This window comes from Streptomyces spongiicola (assembly GCF_003122365.1).
In the GTDB taxonomy this organism is placed as follows: domain Bacteria; phylum Actinomycetota; class Actinomycetes; order Streptomycetales; family Streptomycetaceae; genus Streptomyces; species Streptomyces spongiicola.
Window position 1 is genome coordinate 1,573,294 of the sequence record NZ_CP029254.1, and the last position, 21,971, is coordinate 1,595,264.

Here is a 21,971-nt window from a genome sequence, read left to right on the forward strand (position 1 = left end):
TGTTTGCATCCCGTGGGGCGCGTTCCGCCACTGGCGGATGTCCGCCAGGACCGTATCCCGCCTCCGTCAACTCTCCACAAACCTGTGTCACTTGCGAAAGGCTGAGCGGTCATCCGGTACCGGATACCGGACCCCTCTTTCACAAAACAGGGATGCTGATGACAACCCTCGAGTCCCAGGGCTCCATACCCGGGCCCAGACGTGTGGCACGGGTCGCCGCCGCCGCAGGCCTCGTGGCCGCGCTGGTGGCCACCGGCGCCGCCCCCGCCTTCGCGGCCACCTCGGTGGACGATCCTCCGGCCCGCGGCCCGGTCAAGAGCGCCGAGCCGCCCGCCGACAAGCTCGGCGAGGCCGATGCCCGGCTCCTCGCCGAAGCCGAGGCGAAGGGCCAGAAGACCGTCACCGTGATGGTCGCCACCGTTCCCGGCCAGACCGGGCAGGTCGCCGGTCAGCTGGGCGCCGTCGCCGGCGCCGTCGTCGGCCAGCGGGACGACAAGCTCGGCTACGTGCGGGCCACGCTCCCCACCGGCAGGGCGAAGAGCGCCCTCGGCAAGGCCGGTGAACTCGACACGGTCCAGGGGATGGACCTCCAGCGCGAGATCAGGCTGGACGATCCGAGGCCGGACGCGGGCGCCAGGGGTACCGCTTCCGCCGCCTCGGCATCGGCCGCCTACCCGGGGCCGGGCAGGAAGACCAAGGCGAAGAACCCGTACAACCCGTCCCACGAGACGGGTGCCGTGGAGTTCGTCGAGGACCACCCGCGGGCCGACGGCCGCGGTGTGACCATCGGCATCCTCGACTCCGGGATCGACCTCGGCCACCCGGCCCTGCAGAAGACCACCACCGGCGAGCGCAAGATCGTCGACTGGGTGACCGCGACCGACCCGGCCACGGACGGCGACGGCACCTGGCGGCGGATGGACACCGGCGTGACCGGTCCCGTGTTCACCGTGGGCGACCGCAGCTGGAAGGCGCCGGCCGGCGAGCACCGGTTCAGCGTCTTCGAGGAGCGGGCCACCCTCGGCGGCGACATGGCCGGGGACCTGAACCGCGACGGCGACACCACCGACAAGTGGGGCGTCCTGTACGACGCCGCCGCCGGTACGGTCCGCGTGGACCTGGACGACGACGCCGACTTCACCGACGAAGTCGCGATGAAGCCGTACAAGGACGGCCACCGGTTCGGCTACTTCGGCACCGACGACCCCGCCACCGAGATCGCCGAGCGCATCCCGTTCGTGGTGGAGATCCGCAAGGACGTCGAGTTCGAGGCCGGGAAGTTCTCCGACTACGTCAACATCGGCGTCGTCGAGGGCTCGCACGGCACCCATGTGGCCGGTATCGCCGCCGCCAACGGCCTCTTCGGCGGCCGGATGAGCGGTGCGGCGCCCGGCGCCAAGCTGGTCTCGTCGCGCGCCTGCACCTGGAGCGGCGGCTGCACCAACATCGCGCTGCTCGAGGGCATGCGGGACCTGGTCGTCAACCGCGGTGTGGACATCGTCAACATGTCCATCGGCGGTCTGCCCGCGCTGAACTACGACGACAGCGAGCGCGGCGACGACGCCGACAACGCGCGCGCCCTGCTCTACAACCGCCTGATCGACACCTACGGCGTCCAGCTGGTCATCTCGGCCGGCAACTCGGGCCCCGGCGTCAACACGATCGGCGACCCGGCCCTGGCCAACAAGGTCGTCTCGGTCGGCGCGGCCGTCTCCCGCAGCACCTGGGCCGCCAACTACGGCTCGCAGGTCGCGAAGCGGTACAACATGTTCAACTTCTCCTCCCGCGGCCCGACGGAGAACGGCGGCTTCACGCCGACGATCACCGCACCCGGCGCGTCGGTCAACACGATCCCGACCTGGCAGGCGGGCGCCCCGGTGCCCGAGGCCGGCTACAGCCTGCCTGCGGGCTACGGCATGCTGAACGGCACCTCGATGTCCGCGCCGCAGGCGACGGGCGCCAGCGCGCTGCTCATCTCCGCCGCCAAGCAGCGTCGCCTGGAACTCTCCCCGCTCACCCTGCGGACCGCGCTGACCAGCACCGCCAAGCGGATCGCCGGGGTGAAGGCACACGAGCAGGGCGCGGGCCTGATCGACGTCGAGGAGGCGTGGGAGTCCATCCGGGACGGCGCCACCGCCCACTCGTACACAGTGAAGGCACCGGTCGACACCGCGCTCGACCACCTGCTGAAGCCGGAGGCGGGCTTCGGCGCCGGCGTCTACGACCGCGACGGCGGGCTGAAGCCCGGCCAGCGCAGGACGTACGACGTCACCATCACGCGCACGAGCGGCCCGAACCGGCCGATCGAGCACGAGCTGGACCTGCGCAACAACGACGGCACGTTCCGCATCGTCGGCGACGACGAGGTGGACCTGCCGCTGAACCGGCCGGTCACGGTGAAGGTGCAGGCCAAGGCCGGCTCCACCGGCGTGCACAGCGCCATCCTGGAGCTGGACGACGAGCGCACCGAAGGCGTCGACAAGCAGATCCTCACCACCGTGGTCGCCTCCAGCGAACTGGTGAAGCCCGGCTACTCCCACTCCGCCAAGGGGTCGGTGCAGCGCAACGGCTTCACGTCCCACTTCGTCACGGTGCCGGAGGGCACCAGGACGCTGGAGGTCGCGCTCGGCGGTCTCGCCGCGGGCAGCCAGACCCGGTTCATCTCGATCCACCCCTACGGCGTGGCCGTCGAGAGCACCGCGTCCACCGTCTGCTACGCGAACTACGTCAACCCGGCCAACACCTGCCGCCCGGACGCGCGCTCCTACGCCGACCCGCAGCCGGGCGTCTGGGAGATCGAGGTCGAGTCGCGGCGCACCTCCCCGGTGCTGGACAACCCGTTCACGCTGGACGTCACGCTGCTCGGCGCCACCTTCGACCCGGCGGTGAAGACCCTGCCGGAGGCGGAGGTCGGCACGCCTGCGGAGGTCGACTGGCGGGTCACCAATGACGCCGCCGCGCTGGAGGGCAGGCTGAAGGGCGGCTCGCTCGGCTCCGCGAAGACGGCGGCGCCGACCATCGCGCAGGACGAGCGCCAGGTGTCCACGGTCACCATCGGCGCCGGCGTCGAGCGGCTGGACGTGGTCATCGGGAACACCTCCGACAAGGGTGCCGACCTGGACCTCGCGGTCCTCAAGGACGGCCGCCTCGTCGGCCAGTCCGCGGACGGCGACTCCGAGGAGTCGGTGTCTCTGACCAACCCGGCCGCGGGCACCTACACGATCCTCGTCGACGGCTACGCGGTGGCGCCCGGCGGCACCACGTACGACTACAAGGACGTGTACTTCTCGTCGGCGCTCGGCACCGTCGAGGTCGACGAGTCGAAGACGGTCTCGCTGGCCAACGGCGCGAGCGCGCAGGTCTCCGCCGAGGTGAAGGTGGCCGGTGCCGCGCCCGAGGGCCGCCGCTTCTTCGGCGAGGTCCGGCTGGTGAACGCGCGCGGCACCGCCGCGGGCACCGGCAGCGTGGTGATCGAGAAGGTCGTCCCGTAGCGGTCTGACCCGGTCACGGGGGGGCGGGCGTCCGGCCGGGCGCCCGCCCTCCGTGCGTGTGTGCGGCCCTGCGTGTGTGAGCAAGGCCATGCGTCCCGCCCCTCGGACAATGGATTGGACAAAACGGCCGTGGACAGACGCATCATGGAAGGCACCCAGGCCATGCAGGCCATGCAGGCTGCACAAGCGTACGGAGGAGTCCCCGTGAAGGTCGGAATCGTCGGAGCCACCGGGCAGGTCGGCACGGTCATGCGCAGGATCCTCGCCGAGCGGAAGTTCCCGGCCGACGAGCTCCGGCTGTTCGCCTCCGCCCGGTCCGCGGGGTCCGTGATCGAGTGGCAGGGCCGGGAGATCACCGTCGAGGACGCCGCCACCGCCGACTACTCCGGCCTGGACATCGTGCTCTTCTCGGCCGGCGGCGCGACCTCCCGGGCGCTCGCCGGGAAGGTGGCCGCCCAGGGTGCCGTCGTGATCGACAACTCCTCCGCCTGGCGCCGGGACCCCGAGGTGCCGCTGGTCGTCTCCGAGGTGAACCCGCACGCGGTCAAGGACCGCCCGAAGGGGATCATCGCCAACCCGAACTGCACCACCATGGCCGCGATGCCCGTGCTGAAGCCGCTCCACCGGGAGGCCGGGCTCACCGCGCTCGTCGCCACCACCTACCAGGCGGTGTCCGGCTCGGGCCTGGCCGGCGTCGCCGAACTCGACGGCCAGGTGAAGGCCGTCGCCGAGCGGGCCGCCGAGCTGACCCACGACGGGGAGGCCGTCGTCTACCCGGAGCCGGGTGTCTACCAGCGCCCCATCGCCTTCAACGTGCTGCCGCTGGCCGGTTCGATCGTCGACGACGGCTCCCACGAGACCGACGAGGAGCAGAAGCTCCGCCACGAGTCCCGCAAGATCCTGGAGATCCCGGACCTCAGGGTCTCCGGCACCTGCGTCCGCGTACCCGTCTTCTCCGGGCACTCGCTGCAGGTCAACGCGCGCTTCGAGCGTCCGCTGAGCGTGGAGCGGGCCCAGGCGCTGCTGGCGGACGCGGAGGGCGTCGAGCTGTCCGACATCCCGACCCCGCTGCAGGCCGCGGGCAGGGACGCCTCCTACGTGGGCCGCATCCGGGCCGACGAGACCGTCGAGAACGGTCTCGCCCTGTTCGTCTCGAACGACAACCTGCGCAAGGGCGCCGCGCTGAACGCCGTCCAGATCGCCGAACTGGTGGCGGACGAACTCAGGGGCTGATCCGCCCGGGGCCACCGCGGGGCGGGGTCGCGTGCCGGGCGCACGGGACCCCGCCCCGCCGTCGTGCGCCCCCCGCCCCACCGTCGTACGCCCCCCGTCTCCCGCCCGGGGAGTCCGCCCCGGGGAGGGTGCCCCGGGGGACGGGCGGGCCGCGGGTGGCCCGTGGAAGGATGAGCCGGAACGTCGCATACCGAGGACGCAGAAACGAGGAGATGACCGGGTGCCTGGCACAAACCTGACCCGCGAAGAGGCACAGGCGCGGGCGCGCCTGATCACCGTTGACTCGTACGAGATCGACCTCGATCTCACCGGGGCGCAGGAGGGCGGCACCTACCGGTCCGCGACCACCGTGCGCTTCGACTCCGCCGAGCACGGCGCGGAGACCTTCATCGACCTGGTGGCCCCCGCGGTGCACGAGGTCGTGCTGAACGGCCGGCCCCAGGACGTGGCCGCGGTCTTCCGGGACTCGCGGATCGCCCTGCGGCATCTTCACGAGGGCCCGAACGAGCTGACCGTCGTCGCGGACTGCGCGTACACCAACACGGGCGAGGGCCTGCACCGGTTCGTCGACCCGGTGGACCGGCAGGCCTACCTCTACACCCAGTTCGAGGTTCCGGACGCCCGCCGGGTGTTCGCCAACTTCGAGCAGCCCGACCTGAAGGCCACGTTCCGGTTCACCGTGAGGGCGCCGGAGGGCTGGAGCGTGGTCTCCAACTCGCCGACTCCGGAGCCCAGGGACAACGTCTGGCACTTCGAGCCGACCCCGCGGATCTCCACGTACATCACCGCCCTGATCGTCGGCCCGTACCACTCCGTCCACAGCTCCTACGAGAAGGACGGGCAGAGCGTCCCGCTCGGCATCTACTGCCGCCCGTCGCTGGCCGAGTTCCTGGACGCCGACGCGATCTTCGAGGTCACCCGGCAGGGCTTCGACTGGTTCCAGGAGAAGTTCGACTACGCCTACCCGTTCGCCAAGTACGACCAGCTCTTCGTACCCGAGTTCAACGCGGGCGCGATGGAGAACGCGGGCGCGGTGACCATCCGCGACCAGTACGTGTTCCGCTCGAAGGTGACGGACGCGGCGTACGAGACGCGCGCCGAGACCATCCTGCACGAGCTGGCGCACATGTGGTTCGGCGACCTGGTCACCATGGAGTGGTGGAACGACCTGTGGCTCAACGAGTCGTTCGCCACCTACACGTCGGTGGCCTGCCAGGCGCACGCGCCCGGCTCGAAGTGGCCGCACGCGTGGACGACGTTCGCCAACTCGATGAAGACCTGGGCGTACCGGCAGGACCAGCTCCCGTCCACGCACCCGATCATGGCCGAGATCGGCGACCTGGACGACGTGCTCGTCAACTTCGACGGGATCACCTACGCCAAGGGCGCCTCGGTGCTGAAGCAGCTCGTCGCCTACGTCGGCACCGACGAGTTCTTCCGCGGCGTACAGGCCTACTTCAAGCGGCACGCCTTCGGCAACACCCGGCTGACCGATCTGCTGACCGCGCTGGAGGAGACCAGCGGACGCGATCTGAAGACCTGGTCCGGGGCCTGGCTGGAGACCGCCGGCATCAACGTCCTGCGGCCGGTGGTGGACACCGACGCGGCCGGGACGATCACCTCCTTCGCGGTGAAGCAGGAGGCCCCGGCGCTGCCGGCGGGCGCGAAGGGCGAGCCGGTGCTGCGCCCGCACCGCATCGCCATCGGCGCCTACGACCTGGACGGGGCCGGGCGGCTGGTGCGCACCCACCGCGTCGAGCTGGACGTCGACGGCGAGTTCACCGCCGTGCCCGAACTCGTGGGCAAGCCCCGTCCGGCGGTGGTGCTGCTCAACGACGACGACCTGACGTACACCAAGGTCCGTCTCGACGAGGAGTCGCTCAGGACCGTCACCGAGCACCTGGGCGACTTCACCGACTCGCTGCCGCGGGCGCTGTGCTGGGCGTCGGCGTGGGACATGACCCGCGACGGCGAGCTGCCCGCCCGCGACTACCTGTCGCTGGTGCTGTCGGGCATCGGCAGGGAGTCGGACATCGGCGTGGTGCAGTCGCTGCACCGGCAGGTGAAGCTCGCCCTCGACCTGTACGCGGCACCTCAGTGGCGCGAGACGGGGCTGACCCGGTGGACCGACGCGACGCTGGCGCATCTGCGCGCGGCGGACCCGGGCAGCGACCACCAGCTGGCGTGGGCGCGGGCGTTCGCGGCGACCGCCCGCACCCCGCAGCAGCTGGACCTGCTCCAGGCGCTGCTGGAGGACCGGGACTCGGTCGAGGGCCTGGCCGTGGACACGGAACTGCGCTGGGCGTTCGTGGAGCGGCTGGCGGCGACCGGGGTCTACGACGAGGAGGAGATCGCCGCCGAGCTGGAGCGGGACCGCACGGCCGCCGGTGAGCGGCACGCGGCGACGGCCCGGGCGGCCCGTCCGACGCCGGAGGCCAAGGCCGAGGCCTGGGAGTCGGTCGTCGGGTCCGGCGAGCTGCCGAACGCGGTGCAGGAGGCGGTCATCGGCGGGTTCGTCCAGACCGACCAGCGCGAGCTGCTCGCCCCGTACACGGAGAAGTACTTCGCGGCGGTCAAGGGCGTATGGGAGTCGCGTTCCCACGAGATCGCCCAGCAGATCGCGGTGGGCCTCTACCCGGCGCTCCAGGTGTCGGGCCAGACGCTGGACGCGACGGACGGATGGCTGGACTCGGCCGGCCCGAACGCGGCGCTGCGCCGGCTCGTACTCGAGTCCCGCGCCGGTGTCGAGCGGGCCCTGAAGGCCCGGGCGGCGGACGCGGCGGCGTCCTGACCCGCGGGGCCGCGAGCCCCGTACGGCGCGTATGAGGGCGCCCCGGACCCGCGATGGTTCCGGGGCGCCCCCGCGCATGCCCGCCGGGCCCCGCGAGCGGCCCGTGCCGCGTGTGGCCATCCGCGGGCGGCCCGTGCCGCGTGTGGCCATCCGCCGGCGGCCCGTGCGCGACCGGGACCTGTTCGGCGCCGCGGCCCCGGCAGTCGGGGGAGATCCGTGCCCCCGGACGGGCGATCGGCTGACAAGGACTCAAGCGGGGGCGCGGCCGGGTCGAGAAACGGTGATGTGATCATCGTCGACCGGATGGGAGTGTCCATGCGACTGTTCGCGCGCCGCGCCGTCACCGCACTGCTGCTCGCCGTGGCCGCGGCGGCCCCCGGAGCGGCGGCGGAGGCGGATACGGAAGGGCCGGCCCCCGCCCCGCTGTACCGGTCGTCCCAGCCGGTGAAGGGCAGCTACATCGTCTCCCTCCGGGAAGGCGCCGACCCGGCCGCGGTCGCCCGGGACGCGGGTGTGAAGCGCAGGTACACCTACAACCGGGCCATGCGCGGGTTCTCCGCGACGCTGAACGCGGCCCAGCTCGACACCCTGCGGCTCGCACCGGGCGTGGTGGCCGTCGAGGAGGACGCGCGGGTCTTCGCGCGCCGGCTCCCCCCGGAGCCGCGTGTCCCGTCCGCGGACCGGCTCCCCGACCGGCTCCCGGACCGGCTCCCGGACCGGGGCGGTGCCGGGATGCTCCGCCGGCAGGCCGCGAGCTGGGGACTCGACCGCGCGGACCAGCGGGCCCTGCCGCTGGACGGGCGGTTCACCGCGGCGTCGAAGGGCTGGGGCGTCACCGTCTACATCGTCGACACCGGGATCGACTACGGTCACAGCGAGTTCGGCGGCCGCGCGGTGTCCGGTTTCGACGCCGTCGGCGACGGCCGCCGCGGCCGGGACTGCGAGGGCCACGGCACCCATGTCGCGGGGACGGTGGCGGGGACGGAGTACGGGGTGGCTCCACAGGCCCATGTGGTCAGCGTCCGGGTGCTCGACTGCGCGGGTGAGGGGGCCTGGTCCGGAATCATCGCGGGCCTCGACTGGGTGGCGAAGAACGCCCGGCACCCCGCCGTCCTGAACGCCTCCCTCGGAGGCCCCCCGTCCCCCTCCGCCAACGCCGCCGCCCGGGCCGTCTTCGACAGCGGGGTGCTGCCGGTCGTCGCGGCGGGCAACTCCGCGCAGGACGCGTGCGGGGTCTCGCCCGCGAGCGCTCCCGACGTCATGACCGTCGGTGCGACCGACACGTCGGACGCCGAGACCGGATACAGCAACTACGGCCGGTGCCTGCGGCTGTACGCCCCGGGCAGCGACATCACCTCCGCCCGGATGGGCGGTGGCGCCACGTCGATGAACGGCACCTCGATGGCCGCGCCGCACGTGTCCGGCGTCGCCGCGCTCTACAAGGCGGCACATCCCGCGGCGAGCCCCCAGGAGGTCGCCGACTGGCTCGTCGCCCAGTCCACGAAGAACGCCGTGAGGAACATCTCCCAGGGGTCTCCGAACCGGCTCCTCTTCACCGGCGGGCTGTGACCCGTGCGCCCGCCGTCCCCTGCCGCGGGGCCGCCGCCCCGCGGCAGGGGGGTGCCCCTATCTGTTTCGTCAACCTCGGTGGGGTTGATTCGTAGGGGTTGATGCCGGTTTTCGGGAACGCTTCGCGAAGCGGGATGTTCCTGGCGGGTCGGGTGGCTGATGGGCGGGCCGGTGGTCGGCAGGGCCGGCGTCGCGCCGGGCCGGGCGGTCGTCAGTCCCCTCATCGGCGGTCAAGCGGTGCCCCAGGACCCGGCGGCAACACCCCCGGGTCATCCCTTCGACAGGGGGCAGACAGCCATACCGGGCCCGGAGGCCAGGCGCCCCGTTTCGGGGCCGCGAGAAAGGTATCGGGGAGCGGGGCGGGCCGGTGGCACCCGACCGCGCCTCATGCCTCACGGCTCACGGCTCACGGCGACGCCCGGCGGCGGCCTCGGCGCGCCCGGCGGGGCGGGCGCGCGGAGTCGGGGTGAGGCGAGCCGGTGGCGAGGGCGGGCAGGCGGTGGCGGGGGCGAGCTGGGCGGGCCGCCGCCGGGCGGTCACGGGGCCGTGCTGAGCCAGACCGTTCGGACCGGCCGGGCCGAGCCGACCGGGCCGACCGGGCCGGGCCGACCGGGCCGGGCCGACCGGGCCGACCGGGCCGGACCCGTCGGCGAGCGCCCGGAGGCGGGGAGTCGGAGGCGGGGGCCGGAAGCAGGGGGGCGGAGGCGGGGGTCGGAGGCGGGGGGGCCGGCCGCCTCCGCGGGAACGCGCGAGGGCGCCGCACGGTGTGGGTACCGTGCGGCGCCCTCGCGGCACACCGTGGTGCGGCGCCGCGCCCGCGGGACCGCCGTCCCGGGCCCCGCGCCGGAGGGTCAGGCCTGCTTCCCGCCGGGCCGGTCGGACTTGTCGAGGACCATCACCAGGCCCGCGATCAGCACGAACAGCGCAATCGGGGCCACGACGAACAGGCCGAGCGTCCCGGCCACGCTCAGGCCGGTGCCCGGGTGGTCGCCGTCGTCGCGGGTCAGCGCGACCGCGGGGGACGACATGAGCAGCATCATCAGCGTCGTACCGGCCGCGACGGCGCCGGTGCGCAGGGCGTTCTTCTTGTCCACGGTGCAAACGTAGCGAACGGCTAGGACGGCCGCGCGCCCGGGGTGCCGGTACGGGGTGCGGGCCCGGGCCGGAACACGTCCATGAGCGCGTGCAGCCTCGGCGAGGCGGCCAGGTCGTCCAGGGTCATCGGGCGGCCGGCGGCGTCCGCGACGGGCAGCCGCCAGTTCGGGTACTGGTCCCAGGTTCCGGGCAGGTTCTGCGGACGGCGGTCCCCCACGGCGTCCGGCAGCCAGACGCCGACCATCCGGGCCGGGGTCCGGAGCAGGAACCGGTACACGGCGCGGATCCCGCCCTCCTCGTCGCGGGTGCCCTCCGGCAGCAGGCCGAGCCGGGCCAGGCAGGCGCGCCATTCGGCCACCTCGGCGGAGTCCTCCCAGCGCTCCCTGTCCAGCGGCCGGGTGAGCAGGCCCAGCCGGTGGCGCAGCGCCACGTGCTCGCCCGTGAGGCGGGCCGCGGTGGACGGCAGGTCGTGGGTGGTGGCGGTGGCCACGCAGCCCCGGCGCCAGTCCTCGGGCGGCAGCGGCCGGCCGCTGCCGGCCCAGTCGCGCTCGAACCAGAGGACGGAGGTGCCGAGCACTCCCCGGCGCGACAGGGCCTCGCGGACCCCGGGCTCGACGGTGCCGAGGTCCTCCCCTATGACGACCGCCCCGGCGCGGCCGGCCTCCAGCACCAGGACGGCGAGCATCGCCTCGGCGTCGTAGCGGACGTATGTGCCCTCGGTGGGCTGGGCGCCGAGGGGGACCCACCAGAGCCGGAACAGGCCCATGACATGGTCGAGGCGCAGCGCGCCGGCATGCCGCAGGAGTCCGCGCAGCAGCCCCCGGAAGGGGGCGTAGCCCGAGGCGGCGAGCACGTCGGGCCGCCAGGGCGGCAGGCCCCAGTCCTGGCCGCGGGCGTTGAACGCGTCGGGCGGGGCGCCCACCGACATGCCCGCGGCGAAGGCGTCCTGCTGGGCCCAGGCGTCCGCGCCGTCCGGGTGCACGCCGACGGCGAGGTCGTGCACGATCCCGACGGCCATCCGGGCGCCGCGGGCCGCCGCCGCGGCCGCCGCCAGCTGCTCGTCGGTCAGCCAGGCGAGCCGGCAGTGGAAGTCGACGCGGTCCATGAGGTCGCCGCGGGCTCGGGCCGTCTCCGGGGAGCGCGGGTCGCGCAGGCCCTCGGGCCAGGCGTGCCAGTCGGAGCCGTGGACCTCGGCGAAGGCGCACCAGGTGGCGTGGTCGTCCAGCGCCCGGCCCCGCTCGGCCAGATAGGCGCAGTACGCGGCCCGGCGGCCGGGGCCGAGGGGGACCCGCACCACCAGTTCCAGCGCCCGGACCTTGAGCCGCCAGACGGCGTCGCGGTCGATCAGCGCGCCCTTCTCCAGGACCGAGGCGCGCAGTTCGGCGGCCTGCTCCAGGACGGCGTCAAGCCGGTGGCGGTCCTGTCCGGTGACGTACGCGTACTCGGGGATGTCCTCGATCCGCAGATGCACGGGGTCGGGGAACCGGCGCGAGGAGGGGCGGTAGGGGGACGGGTCGGTCGGATCGCCGGGCACGGCCGCGTGCAGCGGGTTGACCTGTACGAATCCCGATCCGAGGGCGCGGCCGGCCCAGGACGCTAGCTCGGCGAGGTCCCCGAGGTCGCCCATGCCCCAGGAACGGCCGGACAGCAGGGAGTACAGCTGCACCAGGAAGCCGTGGACCCGCCCGGCGGGCTGGTCCACGGCCTCGGGTGCGACGACGAGCGCGGCACTGCCGGTGCGTCCGCCGCTCGTCCGCACGGTCAGCCGGTGCACCCCGGCGGGCAGTTCCGCCCAGCGGTGCGCGGCGGGTGGGCCGCCCCCGGCGGAGGCGGCACGGTCCCCCGCGGAGGCCGGACGGTCCGGGGCGGAGGCCGGACGGTCCGGGGCGGAGGCGGCACGGTCCCCGGTGGAGGCCGGACCGTCCCCGGCCGACGTGCCGCCGGACTGCACCGCGGGTACGTGGGGAACGTGTTCCCGCCATTCCAGCCGGCCGCCGCCCTCCAGGTCCACACGCACCCGGGAGCCGGGCGGGACGGCGACGGGGGGCGGCCCGGTGGCGGGGAGCCACGCGACCACGGTCGGCGGGAGCAGCCGCTCCTCGGCGGTGGATTCGGCCGCCGCGAGGGCGGCACGGACCGCTTCCGGTGTGGCGGCGTCCACATCGAGAGCGGCGAGCACCGCGACGACCGTGGAGTCGGGGACGGGTACGGTGACGCCCGCCGAGGGCGAGTACGTGGTGGCGACACCGTGCAGCGCGGCGAGCCGGGCCAGGCCCATTCAGACTCCCGGGGACTCCGAGCCTCCGGCGTCGCCGGTGGCGGTGGGTTCGCTGGTGAGGGGGGCGGCGTCCACGAGAGGGGGCTCGCTGGTGAGCGGCGGTGCGGCGGCGAGCGGCGGCTCGCTGGTGAGCGGACCTGCGTCGGGGAGCGGGGCCCCGCCGGCCAGGGGCGGTACGGAGGTCAGCGGCGGCTCGCTGGTCAGCGGGCCGGGAACCTGTTTGGACAGGGCGGGGAGCAGAAGCTGTGCGGGTGCGGCCACGGAGGGCCTCCTCGTGCTGGGCGACAGGACATTGGCAGGCCTACCCACTGGGCACGGCCGCAGACGTACACCTCTCGTCAACGTGTTCCGTGTCACATTCTGCTTCACGCGGGGGAGTTGGACGGGGCGGTCGCGACTCTCGCGCGCCGATGGGCAAATACGACACAACCGTCAGCCGCATTGACACCTTCACCGCAGCGGTGGTGGGCTCGGTTCCGGTTCACGGGGGCACGGGAGTCGAGGGGAGACCGGACGTGCGGTTCGGGCGCAGGAAGCAGACGGCGACCGCCGTCGCCGTCGCCGTGATCGGCGGGCTGCTCGGGACGGCTCCCGGGGCCCTCGCCGCGCCGGAGGTACCGGGCTCCGCCAGCACGGCCACCCCCGACCGGGAGGCCGCGGGAACGCCACCGCGGGTCTGGCCCCGCCCCCATACCCTCAAGGCCACCGGCCCCGCCGTGCCGCTGGGTGAGGACGTCACGCTGCTGGCGGCCCCGGACGCCGACCCGTACGCCGTCGAGACCGTACGCGGGTCGCTGCGCGCCGCCGGGGTGCGGACCGTCCACACGGAGCTGCCCGGCCGAGGCACGCTGCTCCACCTCGGCGGAACCGGAGCACTCGAGGCGCTGCGCGCCCTGCGCGTACCGGAACGCGCCGACCTGCCCCGGGGCGGCTACCGGATCGGCACCGGGCGGGTCGCCGGACGCGACACCGTCGCCGTGGACGGCGTCGGCGCGGACGGGCTGTTCCACGGGGCCCAGACGCTGCGGCAGCTCGTCGTGGACCGCACCGTGCCCGGGGTGGCCGTACGGGACTGGCCGGGCACGGCCGTACGCGGGATGACCGAGGGCTTCTACGGCCGCCCGTGGAGTCATCAGCAGCGGCTGGCGCAGCTCGACTTCATGGGCCGCACCAAGCAGAACCGCTATCTCTACGCACCGGGCGACGACGTGTTCCGGCAGGCCCGCTGGCGCGATCCGTACCCCGCCGCCCAGCGCGCCGAGTTCCGCGAGCTGGCCGAGCGGGCCCGGCGCAACCATGTGACACTCGCCTGGGCCGTCGCTCCCGCCCAGTCCATGTGCCTGGCCTCCGACGACGACGTGAAGGCACTCAAGCGCAAGATCGACGCCATGTGGGCACTGGGTGTGCGCGCCTTCCAACTGCAGTTCCAGGACGTCAGCTACAGCGAGTGGCACTGCGACCGGGACCCCGACACCTTCGGTTCCGGCCCGGACGCCGCGGCCGGGGCGCACGCGCGGCTCGCCGGGGAGATCGCCGGGCACCTCGCCGAACGCCACCCCGGCGCGGAGCCGCTGTCGGTGATGCCCACGGAGTTCTACCAGGACGGCGCGACCGAGTACCGCACGGCGCTCGCCAAGCTGCTGGCACCCGGTGTCCAGGTCGCCTGGACGGGGGTGGGGGTCGTGCCCCGCACCATCACCGGGCGGGAACTCGCCGGAGCCCGGCAGGTGTTCGGCCGCCCGATGGTCACCATGGACAACTACCCCGTCAACGACTACGCGCAGGGCCGCATCTTCCTCGGGCCCTACACCGGACGGGAGCCGGCCGTCGCTTCCGGTTCCGCCGCGCTGCTCGCCAACGCCATGGAGCAGCCGACCGTGTCCCGCATCCCGCTGTTCACGGCGGCCGACTACGCCTGGAACCCGAAGGGCTACCGGCCCCAGGAGTCCTGGCGCGCGGCGGTGGACGACCTCGCGGGCGGCGACCCGGGGACCAGGGAGGCGCTCGGCGCGCTCGCCGGGAACCACTCCTCGTCCATCCTCGGCTCCACCGAGTCCGCCTACCTCCAGCCCCTGATGGCCGAGTTCTGGCGCTCGCGAACCACCGACGACGCCAAGGCCAGGGACGAGGCGGCGCGGCGGCTGCGGGCGGCGTTCACCGTGATGCGGGAGGCCCCGGAGCGGCTGTCCCCGCTCGGTGCCGAGGTCGGCCCCTGGCTGGACCAGCTGGCCCGCTACGGCACCGCGGGGGAACTCGCCGTCGACATGCTGCAGACCCAGGCGCGCGGCGACGGCGAGACGGCCTGGCGGACGTCGCTGGCGCTCGCCCCCCTGCGCACCGAGATCGGCCGGGGGAAGGTGACCGTCGGCAAGGGCGTGCTCGACCCCTTCCTCGACCGGGTGGCGAAGGAGTCCGCGGCGTGGACGGGCGCCGACCGCAGGCCGGGCCCGGCGGCCCGTAGCGGCGACACCTACACGATCCGGCTGGACCGCGCCCGGCCCGTGGAGGCCGTGACCGCGATGACCGAACCCGGCCCGGAGGGCGCCGCGGGCACGCTGGAGGCGCATGTCCCGGGCCAGGGCTGGCAGACGCTCGGCGGGCTCGCGGCCTCCGGCTGGACCCAGAGCCGCCTGCGGGGACTGCGTGCGGACGCCCTCCGCATCACCGGGGCACCGGCGGCGACCGCCGTGCACGCGCTGGTGCCGTGGTTCGCCGACGAGCCCCGGGCCCGGCTCGCCCTCGGCCGGGACGAGCTGGACGCGCCGATCGGCGGCGGCCCGCAGCGCACCGAGGCGTATGTCGACGCCCAGCGTCCCGACGAGGTGCGCGGCGCGCTCACCGCCAAGGCTCCCAAGGGCATCACGGTGGCCGTGCCGAAGGAGGTGCGGGCGCCCCGCGGCCGGCGTACGGCCGTGCCCGTCGAGGTGACGGTGCCGCCGGGGACTCCGGCGGGCGAGTACGAGGTGCCGTTCGCCTTCGGCGGGGAGGAGAGCACGCTGACCGTACGGGCCTACCCCGCGACCGGCGGCCCCGATCTGCTCCGTACGGCCGTGGCGTCGTCGTCCGGCGACGAGACCCCCGACTTCCCGGCGGCCGCCGCGACGGACGGCGACCCCGGCACCCGCTGGTCCTCCCCCGCGGAGGACGGCGCCTGGTGGCAGGCGGAGCTTCCCGAGCCGGTCCGGCTGGGCCAGCTGGTCCTGCACTGGCAGGACGCGCACGCGTCGAGGTACCGCATCCAGGTCTCGGGCGACGGGCGCACCTGGCGCACGGCCTCGACCGTCCGCGACGGCCGGGGCGGCCGCGAGTCGGTCCGCCTGGACGCGCCGGGGACTCGTTTCGTCCGTGTGCAGGGCGACGCGCGGGCGACGCGCTTCGGCTACTCGCTGTGGTCGGTCGAGGCCTACGCGGTGTCGGAGCGGGCCGCCGGCGAGCGCTGAGCGCCCCGGCGACCCGGCGACCCGGCGACCCGGCGAGCTTGCCGGCGGCGGCCCGGGCGTCCGGCGGGGCCGGAACACCCTGCGGGGCCCGGAACACCCTGCGGAGCCGGGAGCCGGGAGCCGGGAGCCGGGAGCCAGGAGCAGGGAGCCGGACGGCGGCGCGCGCCCGGCGGCCGGACGACCTGCTCGGCGCCGTGGGCGTGGTGCGTGCGGACGGCGGCGCGCGCCCGGCGGCCGGAGCGCGCGCACACGACAGTGGCCCGGATCCTCAGGCGGAGATGCCGTCGATCCGGGCCATCGCGTCGTCCGCGCCGTACGGCTGCAGATATGGCAGCCAGCGCGGGTCCCTATGCCCGGTGCCGATGATGCGCCAGGCGAGACCGCTCGGCGGGGCGGGTTGGTGCCGCAGCCGCCAGCCCAGCTCACGCAGGTGCCGGTCGGCCTTGACGTGGTTGCAGCGGCGGCACGCCGCCACCACGTTGTCCCAGACGTGCTGACCGCCGCGACTGCGCGGAACGACGTGGTCGACGCTGGTTGCGACGCCACCGCAGTACATGCAGCGGCCCCCGTCGCGGGCGAACAGCGCACGACGGGTCAGAGGAACGGGCCCCCGGTAGGGGACCCGGACGAAACGCTTGAGCCGGACCACGCTGGGCGCGGGGATCACCCGGGTCGCACTGTGCATGAAGGCGCCGGACTCCTCGAGGCAGACGGCCTTGTTCTCGAGGACGAGGACGAGCGCGCGGCGGAGCGGTACGACGCCGAGCGGCTCGTACGACGCGTTGAGGACCAGGACATGCGGCACGGATGCCTCCTTGTACGCCGGCGGCGCGTGGCTCGCGCCGGGACGATCTGTACTCAGTCTCTCCTCATGGCTGGTCGAAGCGCCACCACGTACCCGTAACGGGCCGGAGGGATTTTGTGTGCGCTGGGCCACACCGGGGCGGTCTCCGCGCCGTGCCCCGCCTCCCCCGTGCGCCGTGCCCCGCCTCCCCCGTGCGCCGTGCCCCGCCTCCCCCCTGTCGTGAACCTCGTCTCCCTCCCTGTGGTGAGCCTCGTCTCTCCCCTGTGGAGAACGCCGGAGGCACGTCGTATGCGCCGATAGTGTGGATGGTCCGCCGATCGCACACCCGGAGGTTCCCCCGTGTTCCTGGCCGCCGATCCGTCCGATCCGCCCGTCAGTCTCGACGAGGCCGCAGAGCGGGCCAACGAGGCCGCCGGATGGGTGGAGCAGAACTGGGCCACCTGGCTGAACGTGGGTCTGCGGATCCTGCTGATCGTGGTGATCGCGGTCATGTTGCGGATCGCCGTCCGCCGTGCGCTCACCAAGCTCATAGAACGGATGAACCGCAGCGCGCAGGCCGTGGAGGGCACCGCGCTGGGCGGTCTGCTGGTCAACGCCGAGCGGCGCAGACAGCGCTCCGAGGCGATCGGCTCGGTGCTGAGGTCGGTCGCGTCGTTCGTGATCCTGGCCACGGCGGGTCTGATGGTGCTCGGCGCCCTCAACATCAACCTGGCCCCGCTCCTCGCCTCCGCCGGCGTGGCGGGCGTGGCCCTCGGGTTCGGCGCGCGAAACCTGGTCACCGACTTCCTCTCCGGTGTCTTCATGATCCTCGAGGACCAGTACGGAGTCGGCGACGCGATCGACGCGGGGGTCGCCTCGGGCGAGGTGATCGAGGTGGGCCTGCGGGTGACGAAGCTGCGCGGAGACGACGGCGAGATCTGGTACGTCCGCAACGGCGAGATCAAGCGGATCGGCAACCGGAGCCAGGGCTGGGCCACGGCATCCGTGGAGGTGAACGTGTCACCGTCCGAGGACCTGGGCCGGGTGCGCGAACTCATCGAGGAGGCCGCCGCCGCGATGGCCAAGGAGGAGCCCTGGAACGAGCGGCTGTGGGGTCCGGTCGAGGTGCTGGGCCTCACCGAGGTGCTGATCGACCGGATGACGATCTCCGTGTCCGCGAAGACCATGCCGGGCAAGGCGCCGGGCGTGGAGCGCGAGCTGCGCTGGCGCATCAAACGCGCCTTCGACGAGGCGGGGGTGCGGATCATCGGTGGAGTGCCGCAGCAGGCCGGGGAGCAGGACGCGCACGACCCGACGGCCGGCATGGCGGCCCCGTCCGCCTACGCCTCCGCCACGTCGCCGCAGTCGGTGGCCGCGTCCCCGATCTCCCCTCCGGCCCCGCTGTCGAAGTAGGGCCGTGCCCGGACCGGGCAGGCACCCCGGGACCCCCGCGGGATCCCGGGGCACCGCCTCCCGATACCGCCCGGAGCAGGGAACCCACCGGCGGAAGCACTCCCCCTCGCCGCGTCCGCGCCCGCACCGTGAGGGCTTCCCAACCGCAACCCGAGGTCGAGGAGTTGAGCGGGGGGCGCCGTTCCCCCGTAATCCCCTGTAACCAACACCTCCGCGGCGCACGAAGCACCAGGGGCGCGGAGCGCGGCAAGTGAGGGGTCCGATGCATGAGCTGCAGAAGGTCGTTCCGACGACCGCGTCCTGGGAGAGCGGCTGCTCGCAGGCCGCGGACTCGGAACTCGCCGAGCGCATCCGCTCCCGAGGCCCGGTCGACGACGGGGCCGAGAGCGAGCTGAAGCGGCGCCATATCGCCTTCGCCCTGGTCTGCGCACAGCTGTGCACCCGGGGCCGGGTGGCCGCCGACCGGCTGGCGCGCGAGGCGCTGGAACGGGCGGCCGAAGCCGCACGCTCGGGCTTCGACCCCAGCGGCACCTGGCGCGACTTCGTACTGACGTGTGTGCACCGCACCGCCCTGAGCTGGGCCCGAGGCGGCAGGCGGCCCCTGCTCGAACCCGCCTTCCTCGGCTGGGCGGACGGCCACGGCGAGGACCGGGCGGACGGCCACGGCGAGAGCCGGGCGGGCGGCCACGGCGAGGACCGCGGTGGCCGGCCCGCCGGGCCGACTCCGTCGGAGCAGCAGCAGGCGCTCCGCGAGGGCTTCTTCGCCCTCCCCGAGGCCGCCAGGGGTCTCCTGTGGTACTCGCTGGTGGACAAGGAGCCGGACGAGAGGGTCGCGACCTACACCGGGGTGTCGCCGGACGCCGTTCCGGCCCTGCTGGCCAGGGCCCGGCAGTCCCTGCACGGCGCCCTGCTACAGGCACACGCGGAGCGCGCCGGGGACACCCGCTGCAACGGCTTCCGGCGCCTCGTCGAGGCCGCGGCGGTCGCCGGCACCAACCCCCGCTGCGGCGACCTCGCCGTCCACCTCGACACCTGCCTCGCCTGCGAGGGGCTGCTGACGCAACTGATCCTGCTCTCCGACGACCTGCGCACCGCACTGGCCGACGGGCTGCTCGTCCGTGACGGTGCGGCGTACGCGTCCGCCGTCGCGCAGCGGGCCCCCACCCCGGCCCCCGGTCCCCCACCGGCAGGCCGGCCGGAAGTCGGGGACAGCACGCTGTGGAACCCCGGACCGGTAGACCGCCCCGCGCGGCGCCGACCGGGGCGCTGGGCGCGCGTAGCCGGTGCGGTGGCCGCAGTGGCCGCCGTATCGGTCCCCCTGCTGCTCATCGCCGAGCGCCAGTCCGGGGAGCAGGGGCCCGGTGGCGGCCGGGCCGAGGCCCGCCCGGCCGCCCCGGTATCCCCCAGCGGGACCGGCACCGGTCCCGCGCTGCCCGGGGCCGGGAGCACACCTCCGCCCGGCGATCTCGTCTACGGGCGGATCATGCACGCGGGCAGCGGACTGTGCCTGGACATCGAGGACGGACTGGTCGTCAAGCGCGGCGGCACCGTGGCGGCCCGGTGCACCCAGGCCTCCACGCAGCGGTGGGCCCTGGACGCGCAGGGACGACTCCACAACCTCCACGACTCCGCGTTCTGCCTGAAGACGGACGGGGACGCAGCGGGCGTCGGTGTCCGCCCGTGCGACTCGGACAATCCGGAGAAGCTGGAGAAGATGGCCTTCCTCGTCGAGCCGGTGGGCCCGATCCGGCCGAAAACCGACCCCGAGGCCGCGCTCGTCCCGGACCCGGACTGGGTGGAGAACCCGCGGCCTCTGGAGCTTCGTACCGTGACCGGCGGCAGCGATCAGAGCTGGACCGTGGAGTCCCTCGTATCGCCCACGAGGGGCAGGGCGACGGCCGGGCCGTGACGTTCGGCGGACACCCGGACACCCGGACAGCCCGACTCCCTTACTCCCCGACTCCCCGACTCCCCGACCGCCCGACTCCGTTAGTCCCCGACCGCCCGACTCCCGGGCGCCCGGACTCCGGTACTCCCGGACGGTCACCGGGACGGGCGACCAGCGTGCGGCCGAGCGGCTGAGAGGCCGCGTCCGGCCGCGGGTGGCCACGGGTGGCGGATACGCGCCCCTTCGGCCGCGTCGCCCTTCGGCCGCACCACCAGCCCGGGCGCTTCCCGGCAACCGGCGGGTGGCGCGGCCGCGGCGAGGTCCTTGCGACGGCGGCTCCCCCGAGTGGGGCCGTCCAGCCTGCGGGCCGGCGGTCGCTCCGGTGCCCGGACGCCCTTCGACGGCCGGAAGTCCGCCAGAGGACGCACCGCACGGAGCGAGGCCTGCGGCGGCGCGACCATGACGGTGGCGGCGCCCGATGACGGTGATGAAGGTGATGAAGGTGATGACGGCGGCGACGGCGGTGACGGTGATGGGGACGGTGATGGGGATGACGGCGGTGATGCCGCCGGTGGCCGCCGGGTACCTCCCACACAGAGGCCCTCGTCGAGGGCATCGCACCGACCGGATGAAGGGCTGAGACGAACATGCCGCAATCCACCGCGGGCCACCCCCGTGACCCCCGGCAGGCGAAGATCGCCGTCGTGGGCGGCGGGTCCACATACACACCCGAACTGATCGACGGATTCGCGCGGTTGAGGGAGATCCTGCCGCTCGGCGAACTGGTGCTGATCGACCCGGCAGCCGACCGGCTTGACCTGGTCGGCGGGCTCGCCCGGCGGATCTTCGCCCGCCAGGGTCACCCCGGGACCGTTTCGACCACCGGCGACCTGGACGCAGGGGTGGCCGGCGCCGACGCCGTGCTGCTGCAACTGCGCGTGGGCGGTCAGGCCGCGCGGGAGCAGGACGAGACCTGGCCGCTGGAGTGCGGCTGCGTCGGGCAGGAGACGACCGGGGCCGGCGGGCTGGCCAAGGCGCTGCGCACCGTACCCGTGGTGCTGGACATCGCCGAACGGGTGCGGCGCGCGGCCCCGGACGCCTGGATCGTCGACTTCACCAACCCGGTCGGCATCGTGACCCGTGCGCTGCTCCTCGCCGGTCACCGGGCGGTCGGGCTGTGCAACGTCGCGATCGGCCTGCAGCGGAAGTTCGCCGCGCTGCTGGACACCGCGCCGGGCGAGGTGCACCTGGACCATGTGGGCATCAACCATCTGACCTGGGAGACGGGTGTCCGGCTGGGCGGGCCGGAGGGCGAGGACGTCCTGCCGCGGCTGCTCGCCGGGCACGCGGGCTCCCTCGCCGGGGACCTGCGGCTACCGCGGGAGGTCCTGGACCGCCTCGGCGCGGTGCCGTCGTACTACCTGCGCTACTTCTACGCGCACGACACGGTCGTACGGGAGACGAGGACCGCCCCGCCCAGGGCCGCGGAGGTCGCGGCCCTGGAGGAACGGCTCCTGGCGATGTACGGCGACCCGTCGCTGGACGAAAAGCCCGCACTGCTCGCCCAGCGGGGCGGCGCCTACTACTCGGAGGCCGCCGTCGACCTCGTCGCATCACTCCTCGGGGGGACGGGCAGTCCCTACCAGGTGGTCAATACCCACAACGACGGCACGCTGCCGTTCCTCCCCGACGACGCCGTCGTCGAGACGCAGGCGGTCGTCGGCACCAAGGGTGCCGTGCCGCTGCCACCGCCCGACGTCGATCCGCTGTACCGCGGGCTGATCGCGAACGTCACGGCCTACGAGGAGCTGGCACTGGAGGCGGCACTCCGCGGCGGCCGGGACCGCGTTTTCAAGGCGCTGCTGGCGCACCCGCTGGTCGGCCAGTACGCGTACGCCGAAGCCCTCACGGAGCGGCTGATCGCCCACAACCGGGAGCACCTTCCGTGGGCGTGAGCGATCCGGCGGAGGGCGCGCCGGCCGTGCCCGG

General features: G+C 74.1%; 13 protein-coding genes. 9 read left to right on the plus strand and 4 right to left on the minus strand.

From position 1 onward, the window contains the following. Positions 1 to 158 precede the first annotated feature (158 nt). The 4 genes from DDQ41_RS06845 to DDQ41_RS06860 all read left to right on the plus strand — a co-directional run bounded on the left by DDQ41_RS06845 (position 159) and on the right by DDQ41_RS06860 (position 9,084). Positions 159 to 3,491, plus strand: a complete 3,333-nt coding sequence (locus DDQ41_RS06845) for a S8 family serine peptidase (RefSeq protein WP_174720351.1) — start codon at positions 159 to 161, stop codon at positions 3,489 to 3,491. A gap of 204 nt (positions 3,492 to 3,695) precedes the next feature. Then, complete coding sequence (locus tag DDQ41_RS06850) at positions 3,696 to 4,724, plus strand: aspartate-semialdehyde dehydrogenase (protein ID WP_109293676.1); 1,029 nt, start codon at positions 3,696 to 3,698, stop codon at positions 4,722 to 4,724. A gap of 220 nt (positions 4,725 to 4,944) precedes the next feature. Next, positions 4,945 to 7,515: an aminopeptidase N gene (gene pepN / locus DDQ41_RS06855; protein ID WP_109293677.1), complete on the plus strand. Its 2,571-nt coding sequence runs from the start codon at positions 4,945 to 4,947 to the stop codon at positions 7,513 to 7,515. A 315-nt stretch (positions 7,516 to 7,830) separates the two neighbouring features. Next, on the plus strand, positions 7,831 to 9,084 hold the full coding sequence (locus DDQ41_RS06860) for a S8 family peptidase (protein WP_174720352.1): 1,254 nt from the start codon (positions 7,831 to 7,833) through the stop codon (positions 9,082 to 9,084). Positions 9,085 to 9,935: 851 nt separating this feature from the next. Here the strand turns inward: DDQ41_RS06860 and DDQ41_RS06865 are convergent. The 3 genes from DDQ41_RS06865 to DDQ41_RS06875 are packed head-to-tail and all read right to left on the minus strand — an operon-like array spanning position 9,936 to position 12,718. After that, a complete protein-coding gene (locus tag DDQ41_RS06865; protein ID WP_109293679.1) occupies positions 9,936 to 10,178 on the minus strand; it encodes a hypothetical protein in 243 nt (80 codons plus the stop codon). 20 nt (positions 10,179 to 10,198) lie between these two features. Next, positions 10,199 to 12,457, minus strand: coding sequence for a 4-alpha-glucanotransferase (gene malQ, locus DDQ41_RS06870; protein ID WP_109293680.1), 2,259 nt, complete (start codon positions 12,455 to 12,457; stop codon positions 10,199 to 10,201). Continuing rightward, on the minus strand, positions 12,458 to 12,718 hold the full coding sequence (locus tag DDQ41_RS06875; protein ID WP_109293681.1) for a hypothetical protein: 261 nt from the start codon (positions 12,716 to 12,718) through the stop codon (positions 12,458 to 12,460). Between the two features lie 254 nt (positions 12,719 to 12,972). Here DDQ41_RS06875 and DDQ41_RS06880 point away from each other — a divergent pair, with 254 nt between their 5' ends. Further along, positions 12,973 to 15,897: a beta-N-acetylglucosaminidase domain-containing protein gene (locus DDQ41_RS06880; protein WP_109293682.1), complete on the plus strand. Its 2,925-nt coding sequence runs from the start codon at positions 12,973 to 12,975 to the stop codon at positions 15,895 to 15,897. 268 nt (positions 15,898 to 16,165) lie between these two features. On the opposite strand, the gene DDQ41_RS06885 is transcribed toward DDQ41_RS06880, so the two are convergent. Then, a complete protein-coding gene (locus tag DDQ41_RS06885) occupies positions 16,166 to 16,702 on the minus strand; it encodes an HNH endonuclease (protein WP_017944864.1) in 537 nt (178 codons plus the stop codon). Between the two features lie 339 nt (positions 16,703 to 17,041). Here DDQ41_RS06885 and DDQ41_RS06890 point away from each other — a divergent pair, with 339 nt between their 5' ends. From DDQ41_RS06890 to DDQ41_RS06905, 4 genes are all read left to right on the plus strand, one after another. Next, the gene (locus DDQ41_RS06890) at positions 17,042 to 18,094 is read left to right on the plus strand and encodes a mechanosensitive ion channel family protein (RefSeq protein ID WP_109293683.1); all 1,053 of its coding nucleotides are present in this window, start codon (positions 17,042 to 17,044) and stop codon (positions 18,092 to 18,094) included. A 262-nt stretch (positions 18,095 to 18,356) separates the two neighbouring features. Continuing rightward, the gene (locus DDQ41_RS06895) at positions 18,357 to 20,003 is read left to right on the plus strand and encodes a ricin-type beta-trefoil lectin domain protein (RefSeq protein ID WP_109293684.1); all 1,647 of its coding nucleotides are present in this window, start codon (positions 18,357 to 18,359) and stop codon (positions 20,001 to 20,003) included. Between the two features lie 457 nt (positions 20,004 to 20,460). Further along, positions 20,461 to 20,622, plus strand: coding sequence for a hypothetical protein (locus DDQ41_RS31175; RefSeq protein WP_162602625.1), 162 nt, complete (start codon positions 20,461 to 20,463; stop codon positions 20,620 to 20,622). A gap of 7 nt (positions 20,623 to 20,629) precedes the next feature. Next, positions 20,630 to 21,937, plus strand: coding sequence for a 6-phospho-beta-glucosidase (locus tag DDQ41_RS06905; protein ID WP_109293685.1), 1,308 nt, complete (start codon positions 20,630 to 20,632; stop codon positions 21,935 to 21,937). The last annotated feature ends 34 nt before the right edge of the window (positions 21,938 to 21,971 follow it).

Bases quoted from the DNA above. Each gene is read 5' to 3' on its own strand.
- DDQ41_RS06845 (WP_174720351.1), top strand. From the start codon at position 159: ATGACAACCCTCGAGTCCCAGGGCTCCATACCCGGGCCCAGACGTGTG.
- DDQ41_RS06860 (WP_174720352.1), top strand. From the start codon at position 7,831: ATGCGACTGTTCGCGCGCCGCGCCGTCACCGCACTGCTGCTCGCCGTG.
- malQ (WP_109293680.1), bottom strand. From the start codon at position 12,457: ATGGGCCTGGCCCGGCTCGCCGCGCTGCACGGTGTCGCCACCACGTAC.
- DDQ41_RS06895 (WP_109293684.1), top strand. From the start codon at position 18,357: ATGCATGAGCTGCAGAAGGTCGTTCCGACGACCGCGTCCTGGGAGAGC.
- DDQ41_RS31175 (WP_162602625.1), top strand. From the start codon at position 20,461: ATGACGGTGATGAAGGTGATGAAGGTGATGACGGCGGCGACGGCGGTG.
- DDQ41_RS06905 (WP_109293685.1), top strand. From the start codon at position 20,630: ATGCCGCAATCCACCGCGGGCCACCCCCGTGACCCCCGGCAGGCGAAG.